The 16,708-nt window shown below is 50.2% G+C and carries 14 protein-coding genes and 1 riboswitch; of the genes, 12 read left to right on the top strand and 2 right to left on the bottom strand.

Annotation, left to right across the window (positions count from 1 at the left end; all coding sequences use genetic code 11):
• The first annotated feature begins 15 nt into the window (after window positions 1-15).
• The 9 genes from PLA01S_RS11350 (at window position 16) to PLA01S_RS11310 (ending at window position 10,102) form a co-directional block, all read left to right on the top strand.
• Window positions 16-1,020: an asparaginase gene (locus tag PLA01S_RS11350; RefSeq protein WP_127592295.1), complete on the top strand. Its 1,005-nt coding sequence runs from the start codon at window positions 16-18 to the stop codon at window positions 1,018-1,020.
• A gap of 94 nt (window positions 1,021-1,114) precedes the next feature.
• A complete protein-coding gene (locus tag PLA01S_RS11345; RefSeq protein WP_127592293.1) occupies window positions 1,115-2,704 on the top strand; it encodes a glutathione ABC transporter substrate-binding protein in 1,590 nt (529 codons plus the stop codon).
• Between the two features lie 115 nt (window positions 2,705-2,819).
• Window positions 2,820-3,746, top strand: a complete 927-nt coding sequence (locus PLA01S_RS11340) for an ABC transporter permease subunit (RefSeq protein WP_009592113.1) — start codon at window positions 2,820-2,822, stop codon at window positions 3,744-3,746.
• A 12-nt stretch (window positions 3,747-3,758) separates the two neighbouring features.
• The gene (locus tag PLA01S_RS11335) at window positions 3,759-4,667 is read left to right on the top strand and encodes an ABC transporter permease (RefSeq protein ID WP_100537862.1); all 909 of its coding nucleotides are present in this window, start codon (window positions 3,759-3,761) and stop codon (window positions 4,665-4,667) included.
• 15 nt (window positions 4,668-4,682) lie between these two features.
• Window positions 4,683-5,687: an ABC transporter ATP-binding protein gene (locus PLA01S_RS11330; protein ID WP_127592291.1), complete on the top strand. Its 1,005-nt coding sequence runs from the start codon at window positions 4,683-4,685 to the stop codon at window positions 5,685-5,687.
• On the top strand, window positions 5,684-6,673 hold the full coding sequence (locus PLA01S_RS11325; protein ID WP_100537860.1) for an ABC transporter ATP-binding protein: 990 nt from the start codon (window positions 5,684-5,686) through the stop codon (window positions 6,671-6,673). The genes PLA01S_RS11330 and PLA01S_RS11325 overlap by 4 nt, the downstream gene beginning before the upstream one ends.
• Before the next feature lie 38 nt (window positions 6,674-6,711).
• Entirely contained in the window at window positions 6,712-8,172 is a 1,461-nt protein-coding gene (locus PLA01S_RS11320) for a leucyl aminopeptidase family protein (protein ID WP_127592289.1), read from the top strand.
• 254 nt (window positions 8,173-8,426) lie between these two features.
• Complete coding sequence (locus PLA01S_RS11315; protein ID WP_127592287.1) at window positions 8,427-9,113, top strand: copper homeostasis protein CutC; 687 nt, start codon at window positions 8,427-8,429, stop codon at window positions 9,111-9,113.
• 35 nt (window positions 9,114-9,148) lie between these two features.
• Entirely contained in the window at window positions 9,149-10,102 is a 954-nt protein-coding gene (locus tag PLA01S_RS11310) for an ROK family protein (RefSeq protein WP_127592285.1), read from the top strand.
• Window positions 10,103-10,499: 397 nt separating this feature from the next.
• Here the strand turns inward: PLA01S_RS11310 and PLA01S_RS11305 are convergent, their stop codons facing one another.
• A complete protein-coding gene (locus PLA01S_RS11305) occupies window positions 10,500-11,027 on the bottom strand; it encodes a hypothetical protein (RefSeq protein WP_127592283.1) in 528 nt (175 codons plus the stop codon).
• Window positions 11,028-11,288: 261 nt separating this feature from the next.
• Window positions 11,289-11,419: riboswitch (cyclic di-AMP (ydaO/yuaA leader) on the top strand.
• A 3-nt stretch (window positions 11,420-11,422) separates the two neighbouring features.
• Here PLA01S_RS11305 and PLA01S_RS11300 point away from each other — a divergent pair.
• Window positions 11,423-11,899 (top strand): C40 family peptidase, encoded by a 477-nt coding sequence (locus PLA01S_RS11300; RefSeq protein WP_100537856.1) that lies wholly within the window; start codon window positions 11,423-11,425, stop codon window positions 11,897-11,899.
• A gap of 225 nt (window positions 11,900-12,124) precedes the next feature.
• On the opposite strand, the gene PLA01S_RS11295 is transcribed toward PLA01S_RS11300, so the two are convergent.
• Window positions 12,125-13,399, bottom strand: a complete 1,275-nt coding sequence (locus tag PLA01S_RS11295) for a stalk domain-containing protein (protein WP_127592281.1) — start codon at window positions 13,397-13,399, stop codon at window positions 12,125-12,127.
• 225 nt (window positions 13,400-13,624) lie between these two features.
• Here PLA01S_RS11295 and PLA01S_RS11290 point away from each other — a divergent pair, with 225 nt between their 5' ends.
• A complete protein-coding gene (locus PLA01S_RS11290) occupies window positions 13,625-14,014 on the top strand; it encodes a 2Fe-2S iron-sulfur cluster-binding protein (protein ID WP_127592279.1) in 390 nt (129 codons plus the stop codon).
• Between the two features lie 415 nt (window positions 14,015-14,429).
• Window positions 14,430-16,706 (top strand): PrsW family intramembrane metalloprotease, encoded by a 2,277-nt coding sequence (locus tag PLA01S_RS11285; RefSeq protein WP_246059446.1) that lies wholly within the window; start codon window positions 14,430-14,432, stop codon window positions 16,704-16,706.
• Window positions 16,707-16,708: the final 2 nt, after the last annotated feature.

The raw sequence follows: 16,708 nt of genomic DNA, 5'->3' as shown, positions 1-16,708 counted from the left end.
CGGGGGAGCAAAATCATGGGATTTGTGCCATTGGTAGAGGAGTATCGCGGAAACGTACTGGAGAACATCCACTACGGAGCGATCAGTGTTGTAGACGAGAACGGAAAGGTGGTTTATGCAGCGGGTGATCCGCATCATATGACCTTTCTGAGATCGGCGGCTAAACCGTTCCAAGCAATACCGGTAATGAAACGCCGGATTGACGAGGTGTACGGACTTACAGGGGAAGAAACGGCCTTGTTTGCCGCTTCACACCGGGGCGAACGCTTCCACATTGATGCCTTGGAATCTATTTTGAAGAAAACCGGGATTCAGGAAGATGCGCTACACTGCTGTGCAACTTATCCATTGAACGAGGATGCCAAGGCGCAGCGCCATCGCGATCATGAGGACAAGCGCAGAATCTTCCATAACTGTTCAGGCAAGCACAGCGGCTTGATTGCCCTATGCAAGCATATGGGCTGGGACGAGAGCACGTATTACAAGCCGGAGCATCCGGTTCAGCAAGAGATCATTGAGACGCTGGCTTATTTTGCCGAGGTTCCGGTTTCCTCGATTCCGCAAGGCATTGACGGCTGTGGTCTTCCTATCTTCGCGCTTCCGCTGGACCGCATCGGTTACTCCTTCCTCAAGCTGGCATGCCCGGATTTGATCGAGGATCCAGAGACAGCCGAAGCAGCTGCCAGAATGGCAAAACGGATGAATGAGTATCCGGATATCATTGCAGACACCAAGTTTGTGTGCTCAGCCTTGCTCCGGGACCACAATCTGACTGCCAAGGGCGGCGCCAAGGGTGTGTACGGCATCGGTCTTCGGAAAGAACGCTTGGCGATCTCGCTTAAAGTGTCCGATGGCTCCGAGCAAGTATGGCCATGCATCATCGCTTCCATCCTGGAGCGCCTGGGTTACAGCGATCAGGCTACGATCGACCGCTTGTATGCGCTGGTTCCGAATGAGATTTTCAATGATGGCGGTACGTTGGTTGGGAAGCGACGCGCGGTGTACGAATGGAATGTTTGAGCCGTGAGGAACTCAAGGCGATCGGCAGGATGTTATATGCTGAAGCGGCGAGTGAATCTATAGATATTCACTACATCAAAGGGGGAGTAAAACAATGAGATTCAAAGGTAGAACATGGTCACTGCTCATGCTGCTGCTCGCATTTACGATAGTTGCGGCAGGCTGCGGCGGAAACAGCGGAAGCGGCAAAGGGGCAAGTGAAGGCGGCGGCGAGAGCAAGCCGGTGACAAAAGATAACAAAGATGTTGTCATTGCGATTAACGCCAACTTCATTACACTTGACCCTCACAATGCCGGAGACACGCACTCCATTTCCGGTGCACGCACAATGTACGAAGGTTTGATGGGCTTTAACGACAAGATGGAACTCGTTCCTGTGCTGGCTGAAGACTACAAGATCAGCGAAGACGGCCTGACGTACACATTCAATCTGCGCCAGAACGTGAAGTTCCATGATGGAACGGATTTCAACGCAGAAGCTGTAAAAGTCAACCTGGATCGCATCATGGATGAAAAGAACAACCTTAGAATGCGTAAAAGCTTCTCTACCGTCGCCGATGTTCAAACTCCGGATGACCACACGGTTGTCATCACCCTTAGCCAGCCGTATAACGCTTTCTTGAACAAGACAGCGATGGCGCTGATGATCAGCCCGAAGGCGCTTAAAGAAAGTGCCGACATCACGAAGAACCCTGTAGGTACAGCGGCATACAAGTTCAAGGAATGGATTCAAGGTGACCGCCTTGTTGTTGTAAAGAATGAAGATTATTGGCAAGAAGGACTTCCGAAGGTAGACAGCATTACGTTCAAACCGGTACCGGAGAACGGTTCCCGGATCGCAATGCTGAAGACGGGCGAAGCGGATTTCATCTATCCAATGCCAACCGAGCAAGTCTCTGAAGTAGAAGGCGATTCCAATATTGTCATTGATAAAATCGATTCCACCATCGTTCGTTATATCACGCTTAACACCATGAAGAAGCCTTATGACGATCTGAAGGTTCGTCAAGCCATCAACTATGCCATTGATAAAGATGCTTACATTAAAGTGGTTAAATCCGGACTGGGTTCGAAGCTGAAGTCTTCCATGTCCTCTATGACACAGCACTACTCCGAGCAATCCGGCTATGATTACGATCTGGAGAAAGCAAAATCACTCCTAGCGGAAGCGGGCTATCCGGACGGATTCGAAGCAGAGCTCTGGGGAGAGAACGATTCCGAAACGATGAAAGGCATGCAGTTCATTCAGCAGCAGCTGGCTCTTGTCGGAATCAAAGTCGACGTGAAATCGATGGAGGGTGCAACCCTGTCCGATCAGATTAACTCGGCTACACCGGAAAACGCAAAAATTCAAATGTGGTATGTAAGCTGGTCCCCTTCGTCAGGTGATGCTGACGGCGCAACAAAAGGTCTGTTCAGCAGCGAGTTCTTCCCGCCGGCTGGTTCCAATACGGCTTACTACAAGAACGAGAATGTAGACCAATGGATCAAGGATGCCAACGCATCCGTCAAAGCTGAGGATGCAAAAGAAATCTATGCGAACATCCAAAAACAAATCTGGGAGGACGCTCCTTGGGCATTCCTCGGGGTCGATCAGGTCATCACCGGCAAGAGAGCTTATCTTGAAGGCGTTAAAGCCCTTCCGGACGGATCGATCAGCGTGATCAACGCAGAAGTAAAATAATCAGGCAGCGAAGAGCTTGCTAAACGTATACCTTGTGGTGGGCCGCCTCTTGAATCAATAAGGAAGCGGCCCATCGTATTTTAAAAAGCTGGCATGTTGAAAGGAGGCACATCCTTTGGGAAGATATGCAATTCAGAGGCTGCTGGGTGTTATCCCACTGTTGTTCGTTGTATCCATTCTTGTATTTATGTTCATTCACCTTATTCCTGGAGATCCGGCACGACTTGTTGCAGGTAAGGATGCCACCCTTGAGGAGATCAACGGGATTCGAGAGCAGCTAGGCTTAAACTTGCCGCTATGGCAGCAGTATGTGAACTACATGAGTGATCTGTTGAAGGGTGACTTGGGTGTATCCGTTACTTCCGGTTTGCCGGTGACGGACATGTTGGAAAGCCGCTTTTTCCCAACGATTGTCCTGACCTTTACCAGCCTTGGCTGGGCACTGGTCATTGGTCTGATCATTGGTATCATATCTGCCGTCAACCGCGGAAAGTGGCCGGACTATATCGGAATGTTGACTGCGATATCCGGTATTTCCCTGCCAGGTTTCTGGCTTGGTCTGGTACTTATTCAAATTTTCTCCGTTGAGCTGGGCTGGTTCCCGACAGGCGGTGTCGACAGCTGGCAGTCCTACATTCTGCCATCCTTTACGCTGGGGGCAGGGATTATGTCCATGCTGGCAAGATACTCCCGTACTTCGATGCTGGAGACGATGCGTGAGGATTATGTCCGGACGGGACGCGCGAAGGGTCTGCGGGAATTCGTCGTTGTCGGCAGACACGCGCTGCGCAACTCCCTGATTCAGGTCGTAACCGTTGCTGGGCTGCAGTTCGGATTTTTGCTGGGCGGTTCGGTTATGGTTGAGACGGTATTCAGTATTCCTGGCATGGGGCGTCTCTTGGTAGACTCGATCGCGTTCCGGGATTATACCGTCATTCAAGCGCTTTTACTGCTGTTTGCAGCCGAATTTATCCTGATTAACCTGATTGTCGATTTATTGTACGGTGTACTGAATCCAAAAATCCGGTATGCATCGAAATAGGAGGGGGAACCCATGAGCGACAATTCAACAGTGACGGTCCATTCCTCCGTACCGGAGGATACGCTTGCGAAGAGTCAGGCAACTGGCAAATTCAAAGCGTTTACGTCTAAATTCATGAAGCAAAAGCTTGCCGTTATATCAAGCGGATTTATCTTGTTATTGTTAGTGCTGGCGGTGATCGGTCCGCAAATCGTTCCGTATCCTCCGAATGAGCCGAACTATGATGCGATGATGCAAGGCCCGTCGGCTGCCCATTGGGCAGGTACGGACGAGTACGGCCGTGATATTCTGAGCCGCTTGATCGACGGAACAAGGTTGACCATGGCGGTCAGTTTAAGTGCTGTATTTATATCCGCAATTCTCGGTACGATTCTTGGTCTGATCAGCGGTTACTATGGCGGCTGGATCGACCGTCTCATTATGCGGGGGAGTGACGTCATGTTCTCATTTCCTGACCTGCTGCTTGCCATCGGAATCGTGGCGATTTTGGGACCGGGCTTATCCAATGTGGTGATCGCGGTGGCGGTCTTCGGGACGCCGTCGTTTGCCAGAATCATTCGAAGCGTGACACTCTCCGCGAAGGAGTCTTTATATGTAGAGGCAGCACGGTCCATGGGCGCCAAGCATAACCGGATTATATGGAAGCATATTTTTCCCGAGACGGTTCCCAGCATCATTGTGAACGTATCGATGAGAATCGGCGGAGCCATTCTGGCAGCTTCTTCGTTAAGCTTCCTCGGACTTGGAGCCAAGCCGACGGAACCGGACTGGGGCGCCATGCTCAGCATGGGGCGCGATTACTTGAGCATTGCACCTCATATCGTGTATTATCCGGGACTTCTCATATTCCTGACCGTGCTTGCATTTAACCTGATCGGTGACGGACTGAATGATGCCCTTGATCCGAAGACGAAAAACTAATAGGGGGGATAGATCGTGACGCAAACATTGCTTGAAGTAAAAGGTCTCAAAACCGAGTTCAAACGCGATGGCTCATCCGTGCTTGCCGTAGCAGGAGTGGATTTTCACATCAATAAAGGCGAAGTGCTCGGGCTCGTTGGTGAATCCGGATGCGGCAAAAGCGTAACCTCCCTGTCCATCATGAGGCTTCTTAAAGATACGCCCGGCCGAATATCCGGGGGCTCGGTAAGCTTTGAGGGCAAGGATCTCGTGCAAATGTCGGAAAAAGAAATGCGCCGCTATCGCGGAAATGAGCTGGCCATGATCTTCCAGGAGCCGATGACGTCGCTAAATCCCGTCCTTCGTATCGGGAAGCAGCTGGAGGAAGCCATTATGCTGCACTTGGGGTACAGCCGCAAGAAAGCGCGGCAGCATGCCATCGATTCGCTCAAACTTGTTGGTATTCCGAGAGCCGATGAGGTTGTGGATGACTACCCGCACCAATTGTCCGGCGGCATGCGGCAGCGGGTTATGATTGCGATGGCGATGTCCTGCAATCCGAAGCTGCTGATTGCGGATGAGCCGACCACCGCCCTTGATGTCACGATTCAGGCTCAGATCCTTGATCTGATGAACCGACTCAAGACCGAACAGGAAATGGGCATGCTGCTCATTACCCATGACCTTGGCGTCGTCGCGGAAATGTGCGACCGGGTGGTTGTCATGTACGCAGGCAGAGTCGTGGAAGAGGCGACAGTCGAGGAATTGTTTGAGAATCCTCAGCATCCGTACACCAAAGGACTTATTAACTCGGTGCCTAAGCTTAGACAAAAGGTCCGCCGTTTGGAATCCATTCCAGGGAATGTGCCGGATCTAAGGAACATGCCGAAAGGCTGCAAGTTTGCTCCGCGTTGTCCGTTCGTGATGGAGCAGTGCCTCTCTCAGGAGCCGGAGCTTCTCCCTGTCGCACATGAGGAACATCGTAAGAGCCGCTGCTGGCTGACACAAGAAGGTCACTCGAAGGGAGGAGAAACCGCATGAAAGAAACACCTCTATTAGAAGTAAAGAATTTGCAGAAATCATTCACGGTGAAAAAGGGGTTCTTCGGTACATCCAAGCAGCTTCGTGCCGTGGATGGCATCTCCTTCGCAATCCATAAGGGCGAGACCTTCAGTCTGGTTGGCGAGAGCGGCTGCGGTAAATCGACCACCGGCCGCTTGGTAACCCGTCTGCTGACGCCGAATAGCGGCGAAGTGATTTTTAACGGAACCGATATTAGCGGATACAACGAGAATCAGATGCGGCCGCTGCGGAAAGATATGCAGATGGTCTTCCAGGATCCTTATGCTTCCCTTAATCCAAGAATGAAGGTCAAAGAACTGGTCGCGGAGCCCTTGCTGATTCATACCAAGCTGAGCACCAAAGAGCGGGATAAATTGGCTTGTGAGCTGCTGGAAACGGTCGGACTGAACAGCTTCCACGCCGAACGCTTTGCCCATGAGTTCAGCGGCGGGCAGCGTCAGCGGATCGGCATTGCTCGAGCGCTGTCCGTGCGTCCGAATCTGATCGTGGCCGACGAGCCTGTTTCCGCGCTGGATGTTTCCATCCAATCGCAGGTGCTGAACCTGCTGCAGGATCTTCAGGAGGAGTACGGCCTGACTTATCTGTTCATCTCCCATGATCTCAGCGTGGTTGAGCATATCAGCGACCGGATCGGCGTCATGTATCTGGGCGCGCTCGTGGAGACGGCTGATAAGGATACGCTGTACGATCGCCCGCTGCATCCTTATACTCAAGCGCTGCTGTCCTCGGTGCCCGTTCCGGATCCGAAGCAGAAGAAGGAACGGATCATTCTGAAGGGCGATCTGCCGAGTCCGGTGAATCCGCCGACAGGCTGCCGCTTCCATACACGCTGTCCATCCTGCATGGAAGTATGCAAACAGATCACGCCTGCTTACCGTGAGGTTGAGCCAGGGCATCAGGTGGCTTGCCATTTATATGACGAAGAAATCATGAAAAACGCATAACGGCGTTGATTCTCTTATAAAGGAGGGAAGGCCTCGATATGAACATCACAATCGATGAAGCTTCATTGGCAGAAACTTCGATATATGTGGTTTATGAGGGCGAGGAGTCTCATTTTCGTTTAAAGGAATCTCGTAAACATAGCATGACGCTAACGTGGTTCTATGGCCGCTCCGATCAAGAAGCGGACGATCTCGTTGTCGGCATGGGGCAGCGTTCGAACCTCACGTTGGAGCAAGTGCGCAGAACGGGCGCTTCAGCCGCGAGAGCGCTGCTCAAGGAGAATAAATCAAGCGCAGTGCTGATCCGCGCAACAAACGGGGATGGCAGGGGTTCTTCCCGGATTTCGGAGGAGGAAGAACTCCAGGCGTGGATTGAAGGCTGGATGTACGGATTATATCAATTCAATAAGCATCGCGGGGTCACGGCCAATCTGCAGGCCCTGTCCCTAAATCTTCGACAAGAAGATTGGCAGGGGCTTTCCCGTAAAGAGATGGAAGCCATCATACAGACGGCAGGAATCCGAATCGAAGGGACACAGCTCACTCGAGACTTGGTGAATGAATCTCCGGAAACGTTAAACCCGGAAGCATTCGTTGCAGTGGTCGAGGATCGTTTCAAGAAGGCACCCGTTCAGCTTCATGTGTATAGCGGACAAGAGCTCCATGACCGGCAGATGAACGGACTAATCGCTGTGGGCGCTGGAAGTAAATATGAGCCTGCCATGATTGAGATTTCCTATAATGGAGTGGATTCCGAGAAGGGGAGCCCTCATATTGTGCTCATCGGCAAGGGCGTAACCTTTGATATGGGCGGGATGAACGTCAAAATTGGCCGAGACATCAGCGATGCCCGTATGGATATGGGCGGCGCTGCAGCCGTCGTGGGTGCCATGGATATCCTCGTATCGCAAAAAGCTCCGGTGCGAGTAACGGCGCTGATAGCCGTTGCTGATAATTTATCGGGACCGGATGCAATGCTTCCTTCTTCCGTCGTTCACTATCCGAATGGCTTAAGCGTTCAGGTCGCGAATACGGATGGGGAAGGTCGATTGATCATTGCGGATGCACTGCTGCACGCTGCAAATCTTGGCGCAGATAAGGTGATTGATATCGCAACCCTCACCGGTAATGTCGGAGCCGCACTGGGCTTGGAAATTGCAGGCATCTGGGGCGATCAACAGATTACGGCCGATTTGGTTGAGATCGGTGAGCGTAATGGAGAGCGTCTATGGCCTATGCCGCTGATGGATGAGTACGAATCGGATCTTAGAAGCGATTATGCCGATCTGAAAAATGTCGGTACGTCAACGTTGGCAGGCGCTATAACGGCCGCGCTGTTTATCCGACATTTTGTGGCCGATTCCATGAAATGGGTGCACATCGATATGGCGGGCACGGTCCAGTATAAACGGGAATTCCCCCATTCCGCAGCGGGGGCTACCGGATATGGCGCGAGATTGTTGGCGGATTATGTGGAGAAGCAGTTTCTCCATGCTTAAAGTACGTGTTCAAAAAGGTCGGTTTTCAGCACCGAGAAGGTTGGATGAAGCTAGGGGCGAAAGGAGCGGAGCGTACGTTGTGGGTACGTGAGCACCTGAAATGTTTCCACAGGAAACATACCTCGGAAGCATCTGCTTAGACCCGGCTGAATTTAAGATTCGATGCCGAGCCCACTTCCTGATTCACTTCGTGATCAAAAGCGGACTTTTTGAACAACATCTTAAAGAATCAACTTCAGTAAGGAGTGACGACGATGCTGCTTGAAATTATCGCAACATGCGTGGATGATGCCATCACGGCAGAGAAGAATGGCGCGGATCGTCTGGAATTAATCACGGCGATAACCGAAGGCGGGCTTACGCCAGGAATCGGGCTCGTTGAAGAGGTTGTGAAAGCTGTTCAGATTCCTGTTCATGTCATGGTCAGACCTCATAGCAGATCCTTTGTGTACAACGAACATGATATTGCTACCATGATCGCGGAGGTTAAGGCGATCCGCAAGGCAGGTGCAGCTGGCGTAGTGCTTGGTATGCTGACTCCGGAACGGAAGATTGACGAGGTCTCCTTGGTCAAAATGCTGGAATGGACAGGTGATATGCAGGTCACGTTCCATCGGGCTTTTGATGAATTGGAGGATCAGTTCGAAGGGCTGCGTACCTTGCAGAAATACCCGTCCGTTACCCGCGTCCTAACGTCGGGAGGACCGCAGCCTGCACCGCAAGCCATCCCAAGAATTCGGGAGCTTGTAGAACAAACGGCAGGCAGTGAGCTGAAAATATTGGCTGGCAATGGCCTGAAGTGGGAAATCATACACGATTTTATCGACCAGACCGGTGTGAGCGAGGTGCATTTCGGCTCAGCCGTCCGGTATGGTCGATCAGGGCTGAAGCCCATTGATCCGGTTGAGCTGCGATCATTGGCTGACAGCTTACATCAATAGAAGTAGCAAACCTATCGGAAACAGGTGAACAAAAATTGCAAACCGTATGGAATAAACAGCAAGAATTTGTGGTTGGCGTTGACCTTGGGGGTACGAAGATCGCGGCAGCGCTCTTTGATTCCGAAGGACAGCTGCTGAACCGGGAGCAAATGGAGACAGCGGGTGCGCGTACAGCCGAAGAAGTGGTCGCGAGAATTACGAACATGATTCGCAGCGTGTCGGGCGGCCAACCGCTTCGAGGTGTAGGCATGGCTTCACCCGGAACGGTTAACAGCCGGGAGGGGATTGTCATTCATGGTACGAATCTGCCGGAATGGACCAATGTTCCTCTCAAAGCTTGGATGGAACGCGATCTGCATACGGAAGTTCAGGTGCTGAATGACGCAAATGCAGCTGCATGGGGAGAGTATGTAAGAGGTGCCGGAAGAGGGTCGACGAACATGATATACGTGACGTTAAGCACCGGCATCGGTTCAGGCATCGTGCTGGACGGGAAGCTGTTCCTGGGCAGCAGTTCTTTTGCAGGGGAGCTTGGGCATCATATCATTGATCCGAGCGGTCCGCAGTGTAATTGCGGCAGCCACGGCTGCTGGGAGGTATTTGCTTCAGGAACGGCCATCGGCTTGGCAGCATCCCAGCGGATGCTCACCCAGCCCAGCGTAATTTCTGAACTGGCCGCAGCTGAGGCGGGCGTGAACGCCAAGCATGTATTCGAGGCTAAACGTCTTCATGACCCCGTCGCTGTGGAGGTCATCGATCGTGCTATTTATTACATGGCGCTTGGTCTGGTTAACGTCATTCACAGCTTTAACCCCGATCGTATCGTGATTGGAGGGGGAGTAAGCAGAGCAGGCGAGCTTCTATTCCCGCAGCTGCGGGAAATGACAGATAAGCTGGTCATGCCATCCTATCTAGGTACGTACGAAATCGTTCCTGCAGGACTTCGGGACGATGTGGGTCTGGTTGGAGCTGCGGCCTTGTTCCAGTAGCCTATGTGTAAAGAGTACGTTACGGATAGGATAAAGAATGAAATAGAGGTTAGATAGAGAACGTTTGGACCGGCAACATAGTTTCATGTTAACCGAGCTTAAGCGAATTAGACAAAAGCCGCCCTTCAGGGGCGGCTTTCCAATTATTTATGGAGAGAGCGGGAAACGGAGCGATCATTTTTTTCGTAAGAAGTCCGTAACCTGTGACAGGTGATAGGCGTGAACTGTAAGCCGTCATCCGTTTTGCACTGGAGTCTTGTTTTTGGTTTCCTAGTTAGGTTTGTTTGTATCCGACAAACAATAAGCGGTTGCTCGCACTTTCCCGCCCGCCGACGGAAACCGCCGGCTCCAAACCCGCACGTGGAGTGATCTGCAGGCTTGGAGCCGGCGGCTGCCGCTATTCCATGTACTTCGATGCGTCAAACGTAACCATGGACGTATGATTGGCATGTTCAATCAGTGAAGAGAGCTTGGTTACTTCGCGTTCCTTCTTGCGCGCTTGCGCCTGATAAACTTCCGGATCATATAAGGCGACGTTGAACAGCGTTACGGCACCGTCTCCGCTGCCACGGCTGCTCTGCCGCTCCAGCTTCTTGCGGGAGCCGAGATGAGCAAGCTGTCCAATATCGCTGCGTATCTGTTTGGCCAGCTCGATCGCTTCCATGATGGTCATGTCGGAGCCGTTCCAGCTAATGGTTTGCGTTGTATTGGAGATTGCCATCAGCAAATCCAGCTTTCTGTAATCCGCCGCGGCGGCTTCGATCTCTTCCGTAATGGCATCCACGCTGCGTGCAGGATATTCCGCCGTTTCCCCTTTTTCAATGATCGTGCTGCTGTTGTTCAAGCGTTCCGACATCAATTGATTCATGAGACGATTGATTGCTGCCCGGACAGCCAAAGCTTCAGCCATCGTAATTTGACTCATAAGTGATCGATCACCTCTTTAATTTCATTTCTGAATATGTAAACGTATAAATCTGTTAAAAGTTGCTAGATTACTAAAAAAAAGCAGTTCGAACAGGAAAGCAGAGTTACATAATTGTCATGACTGTGTGAGATGGTTAACAAATAGACGCCCGAAATTAACCATCTTTACGACAGTTCCAAACATAAAACGATAGATTCTTAGGATATGATTGACAGTATCCTTGCTTGTATACTATATTAAGAGAAGGTTACAAAACGTTAATGAATTTTGCCGAATTTCGTTTGTGAAAACGGGGGAACCGTCTTGGGTGAATTACTCTTGTATATAGAGTATAGGGAACCTTCAACCGAACCTTTAGCTAACTCCGTAGGCATCGAAGGAGAGAACATATTTTGAAGAAGTTTGTCATCACTTTGCTAGGGTCTGCAATTATTTTTTCTTCTGGTGCCGTATCAGCATTTGCTGATCAACAACCGAATTTTCAGTATCAAGTGAAGCAATTGGTAGGAACTCCATACAAATGGGGCGGAACGACTACCAGCGGGTTTGATTGCTCCGGATTTATTCTGTACATGTTTAGAAATTTCGATATGGATCTTCCACGCACTTCCCAAAGCCAGGCTAAAGCCGGTGAGCATGTGGATCGCGAAGATCTGCGGGTCGGAGATTTGGTATTCTTCAATACAAGTGGCAGCGGAATTTCTCATGCAGGCGTTTACATTGGTGACGGACAATTTGCGCATGCTTCCAGCAGCAAGGGAGTCAGAATCAGCAAGCTTAGCGATTCATATTACGAGCCACGTTATGTCACGGCGCGTCGTGTGTTGAGTCAAGAAAACTATGCGAAGCTGGTAGGAAGCGCAAGCTAATTGGATTACATTGCAGTTTAAGGTTCGATACATAACCAGAAAGCCTGACAAAGGGATGCCCTTGTCAGGCTTTCTTTTTTTAGATATCAGAAAGTATAAACTTCGAAAGCTTGTGACTTCCTGATATCGCAAGAAAAACTTCTACTAACTGCGTCTGTCATCTGTGAAAGTACGTCGATAGACGTTTTTCTTACTATAAGTCTATCATCCCACAGAGGTGTTCGGTTACTCCTTAACAACAGAGGCATTCACAGCAGCTTCTATTCCATTATTATAGAGACGGAACAAGCCAAGGCGCCAGAAAGCAGCACCTTTCAGATCATAACGCTTGGCCAAGCCGAGCTTATCGTCAATGGAAGCGGCGGTTTCACTGCTTAAACTGATGCCGAGCAGGAGCTTCTGCTTCGGGACACCTGCTTGGAGTGCCAACTGGATCGCTTGGTCCACCAGACTGTTTGGTTCGGGAACCTGAGATTTGGTTCCGACCGGATTGTACTGATAAGCCATAACGATGAGATCATCGGCGATGGAAGCCAGCGTCTTGTAATCATAGCCTTTATAGGCGCTATTCAATGGCGGGACCGCTAAGGACAGGGCAATGTCATTTGGCAATGCCGCCTTCAATTGCTTGACGTAATCATTGAGCAGCTTCTGCTGCTTCACGGCATCCAATTTAAAACCGAGTCCTTCAAAATCAAGCACAACGCCGCCGAACCCGTGATCCGCAACCGCGGTTGTGATGCCTTCAATGGATTTTTCGCGCAGACTGCTGTCGCTCAGGACTTTGGTTAATTCGCCGTTTCCGTCCAGAGCATAAACCATAAGGTACGGTTTAATCTCCCGATCCGCCGCATCCGCAACAATCGATTGCGGGGTCACGTCGCCGGCCGCCCCTGGCAGACGATACTCGTCGCCTTGAAGCGTAAACTGGCCATCACGATCGATGCGGCTCCAGCCAAAAGCGACTGAATTCATGGATCCCACCAGATCCCGTTCTTGGAAAGATTGCAAAGCATAGAAGGCTCTCAAATGCATTTCGCGCTGAGGCGATACGAGAGAGACCGTGCGAGTCGCCTGATTCCAGCCGACGTCGACACCGAATTGGCTGCTGAAAGAGCTAAGCGGGATCAGCACGCGGCCTTCCCGCTCCACCGGCGGAGCTGCAAGCTTTACTTTTTTACCGTTGACGGTCGCCGTCGTGCTTCCCACTTGAAGCAGGACTTCCGTCGTTTGACCTTTCACCTTGCCTATAGCCTTAACGGTTTGCGTCTTGCTGTTCCACGTGATCTGAATGCCCAGTGCTTCACCGACCGTCCGGAATGGAACGTAGGTGACCCCTTTGTCTACCCGCGGAGCCGCATCGAAGGTTAGTGTCACATCATCCAGCTTTACCGAAATGGCAGGCTCAGCATGTACCTGACCGATATGGGGTGCGGTTCCGATAAAGGATAAGGCAAGAGCGGCAGCGACAGCTGTTTTTCCTATTCGTTTATGCAGCATGCTTTTGTATTTCCTCCGATCCATTAAATAATAGAATGATTTCATAGAATATGGAATTTGGTCTAGCATACGCTAGTATAGCAAAATTTTCATAGAGTTCCAATTCCATGATGTCAATGTCATAGAATAGATAAGAGTAAGCATGTTGAATTTTTAAACTTTCCAGTATAATAAATGAAGGATTTCTTACATAACCTGATGATTACATGCATAGGGGGATAACGCGTGTTTAAATTCTGGAAAAACAAAAAGGGCGGGGATCGAAGAGATAAATCGTTGAACCCGGCAGTGGAAAAGATGATCGAAGCCGTACCGGATCCGATCATTGAGCTTACAGGCCGCGAAGTTCAGCGCAGCGTGGCGCCCGTTCTAGGCATGACGGTGCTTGACTTGGCTGAGCGGAATGACGTGGACTGGAACTCTTTTTGCAAAAGAGGAACCTGTGCGCGCTGCCGCTGCATGGTGGCGGAGGGAATCGAGTATTTGTCCGAGCCCAATCTGGCCGAAGAACAACGCCTGGATCCTGAGGAGATCGAAGAAGGATATCGTCTGGGATGCCAGAGCAAGATCGAAGCGGTCGGTCCCATCAAAATCAAGCATTCCCCATACTTTTGATGACATAGAAGACGGATGCCGTTCATATTTAAAAAATCAGGCAGCCGTACAATGGACATAATCCCCTTCAAGTAGACAGTGCGTAGAAAGAGCACATCCGTTTACTTGGATGGGATTTTTCATGGGGAACAAAAGTAAGCCACCCTTGATAATTCACTTCGTTTCCTGGAATGTTGTCGAAAATATTCATCAGATATGAGACCAGCGCCTTTTGCCACATTTTACTAGAATGACTATACTACTAATATCTTGTAAAAAACAGACTATAGATAATTTGCGGAGAAACTCAAAAAAACCTCCGCTGCGATCGATCGGTGACCTTGGTTTTATGAGTTCTTATCATTACTCGTGGCCGGACCGACTTCAAGGGAGACGTCCTGCTCGCACGAAGCCGCTTTCAAAGGAGGCGACCGTTATGAATTTGATCTGGTCCATCCGAACCGGAATTCGGGATTTCCTGGAGTCTATCTATCGAACTGGCCGGTCCTGGATTGAGAAATATCCATTTATTAAAACGGCGTATACGATATTTTCCTGGTTGTCGCTAATCCTGTTTGTTTTAAGCTTGTTTTTCGTTAAAGAATCGCGTACCATGATGGTTCAATATTTATGGTCGTTTTATGTACTCTTGCAATTTTGGTTTCTATGCCGAAGCAAAACGATACCGTGGAAGCAGATTGTGCTGTTTGTTCTGGCGGGCGTTTTTCTTGTCGTACCTTTTACGACGCTTACGGTCAATGCTCTCCACGTGCTTTTCGGCGGAAGCACATCTGACACCTGGTCCATTGCTGTGATCACGCCAATTCTCGAAGAATTGTGGAAGCTCCTTCCGCTAGGCATATTTCTGTTGTTCTCGCGTCGAGCTTCCGCTTTAAGTTTAAGCGATTACACGCTTATCGGCGCGGCGTCCGGTGTTGGCTTCCAACTGATGGAAGAGCTCTCCCGAAGATGGCTAAGTTCCGGCCCGCTTGCCGAAAAGTTCGGCTACAGTTTTACGTGGCTGGGCGGCGAAACCATACATTGGGATTTGTTCTCGCTGTTTCCCGGGCGTTTCGAAGAAAGTGTGTTTCCGACGCTGATGACCGTCGGTCATCCTGTACATACCGCCATGATCGCGCTCGCATGCGGAATAGCCTATCGGCTGCGGACAAAACTGACGAAATGGGTTTTTCTGTTCCCGGCAATCATGTTAGTGTGGGCCATCCTGGATCACGCGGCTTATAACGGTCAGTATCAACTGCCGGGTTGGGTGTTAGGGCTTCATGATTGGACCGGCAGCGGTTATAAAACTCAGCCGGCCTTTCTGCTGATGCTGCTTGCATCGATTACTGCCGATTATTGGTCGCTGAACAAAATAAGAAACCAACTGCCGTCGCCGCCGAGCGAGCCGCTTATTAATCCCTTTACCGAGCTGTGGAATATGACCCGCTCTTTTTGTGTGGACCGAGGGAAATTTGTATATTGGCTAGGCTTTTACCGGGAGCGCAGGGAGCTTGGATTTCATTTGCTTTATGGAAATGAAGAAGCAGTCGCTAGACAGGAACCTGTCCAGGCTCGGGTAAAAGCTCTTTACCAGGTGCTAACCGGAATCGTTATAATTCTGCTCGTGGCCGGTCTGTTCACAGGCATCGGGACCTATGCGAGCGGTGGAGAAACGGCATGTTTCGCCTGTATGTTCGACTCGCTGCAAGATTGGTGGGATCGGCTGGATTGGTATGAACAGGGAGCGATCCTGCTTGGAGTCCTTGCCTTGTCACTGCTGTTCGTCGGATTCTGGCCGGCTTTTGGCATTGCAATGACGGGGATGGGAATCGCCGGAAGCGGGCATGAGATAGCCGGCTATATCCGCGATCCGAAGAAGTTGTTTACTCCCGAAAAGGCGCTTTCTATCGCTATCGGCATTGTACTAAGCCGAATTCCATTCGGCAAAGCGTTAAGCTGGGCAGGAAAAAAAGGACGCCATTATGTGAGCAAACTTCTGGATAAGCTTGGTTCCCGGAAGCCGGTTGTAGATGTCCCGGTTAAACCGAAACCTCCCAAGCATGACGGCCCGAGCAAGCATCAGGACGATCCGAAGAAGCCGGATGACAATCCCAAGAAGACGGATGATGATCCGAAGAAGCCAGATGACGATCCCAAGAAGTCGGATGACGATCCGCCGAATAAGGATAAAGCCGATGAGGGGACGGAACAAGATAAGACCATTGGAGACGTAGTAAAGGAAGGAAATAAAACGAAATATACGAATCCAGCTGGAAATGAACTTACTTGGGTTGATCAATCTCCGAAAAATATTAATCGAGATATTGACCAATTCTTAAATAGTAAAGACGTGGGTAAAGCAACTGAGGCTAAGGTTGCGGACTTTGTAAGAAAGGAAACAGACGTAAAAGCGTATGCACAAAAAGTCATGAGGAGTGATGGTCAAGCTGCCGGTGATTTAGACGTCGTAACAAAAGATGCGATTATTGAAGTCAAAGCATCCATTAAAGCGGTAAAAGAAGACCAATTGAATAAATTTACGGATCCAACCCATGATTTATTCTTTAATCCAGATCAAAAAAAGGTTATTTTGTATATTGATAAACCTTTGAGTAATTTAAGACCCGAACAACAAGCCATGCTGGAAAGCATAAAGTCTAAAGGCGTTACGATCATTAACTCATTAGAGAAGTTGAAGGAGGTTATATAATC

The organism is Paenibacillus lautus NBRC 15380 (genome assembly GCF_004000945.1).
In the GTDB taxonomy this organism is placed as follows: Bacteria; Bacillota; Bacilli; order Paenibacillales; family Paenibacillaceae; genus Paenibacillus_AQ; species Paenibacillus_AQ lautus.
This window is presented reverse-complemented; position numbering and strand designations above follow the sequence as displayed.

Excerpts from the sequence above, each read along its gene's own strand:
- PLA01S_RS11350 (WP_127592295.1), top strand. The coding sequence starts at position 16 with ATGGGATTTGTGCCATTGGTAGAGGAGTATCGCGGAAACGTACTGGAG.
- PLA01S_RS11345 (WP_127592293.1), top strand. The coding sequence starts at position 1,115 with ATGAGATTCAAAGGTAGAACATGGTCACTGCTCATGCTGCTGCTCGCA.
- PLA01S_RS11335 (WP_100537862.1), top strand. The coding sequence starts at position 3,759 with ATGAGCGACAATTCAACAGTGACGGTCCATTCCTCCGTACCGGAGGAT.
- PLA01S_RS11325 (WP_100537860.1), top strand. The coding sequence starts at position 5,684 with ATGAAAGAAACACCTCTATTAGAAGTAAAGAATTTGCAGAAATCATTC.
- PLA01S_RS11320 (WP_127592289.1), top strand. The coding sequence starts at position 6,712 with ATGAACATCACAATCGATGAAGCTTCATTGGCAGAAACTTCGATATAT.
- PLA01S_RS11315 (WP_127592287.1), top strand. The coding sequence starts at position 8,427 with ATGCTGCTTGAAATTATCGCAACATGCGTGGATGATGCCATCACGGCA.
- PLA01S_RS11305 (WP_127592283.1), bottom strand. The coding sequence starts at position 11,027 with ATGAGTCAAATTACGATGGCTGAAGCTTTGGCTGTCCGGGCAGCAATC.
- PLA01S_RS11295 (WP_127592281.1), bottom strand. The coding sequence starts at position 13,399 with ATGCTGCATAAACGAATAGGAAAAACAGCTGTCGCTGCCGCTCTTGCC.
- PLA01S_RS11285 (WP_246059446.1), top strand. The coding sequence starts at position 14,430 with ATGAATTTGATCTGGTCCATCCGAACCGGAATTCGGGATTTCCTGGAG.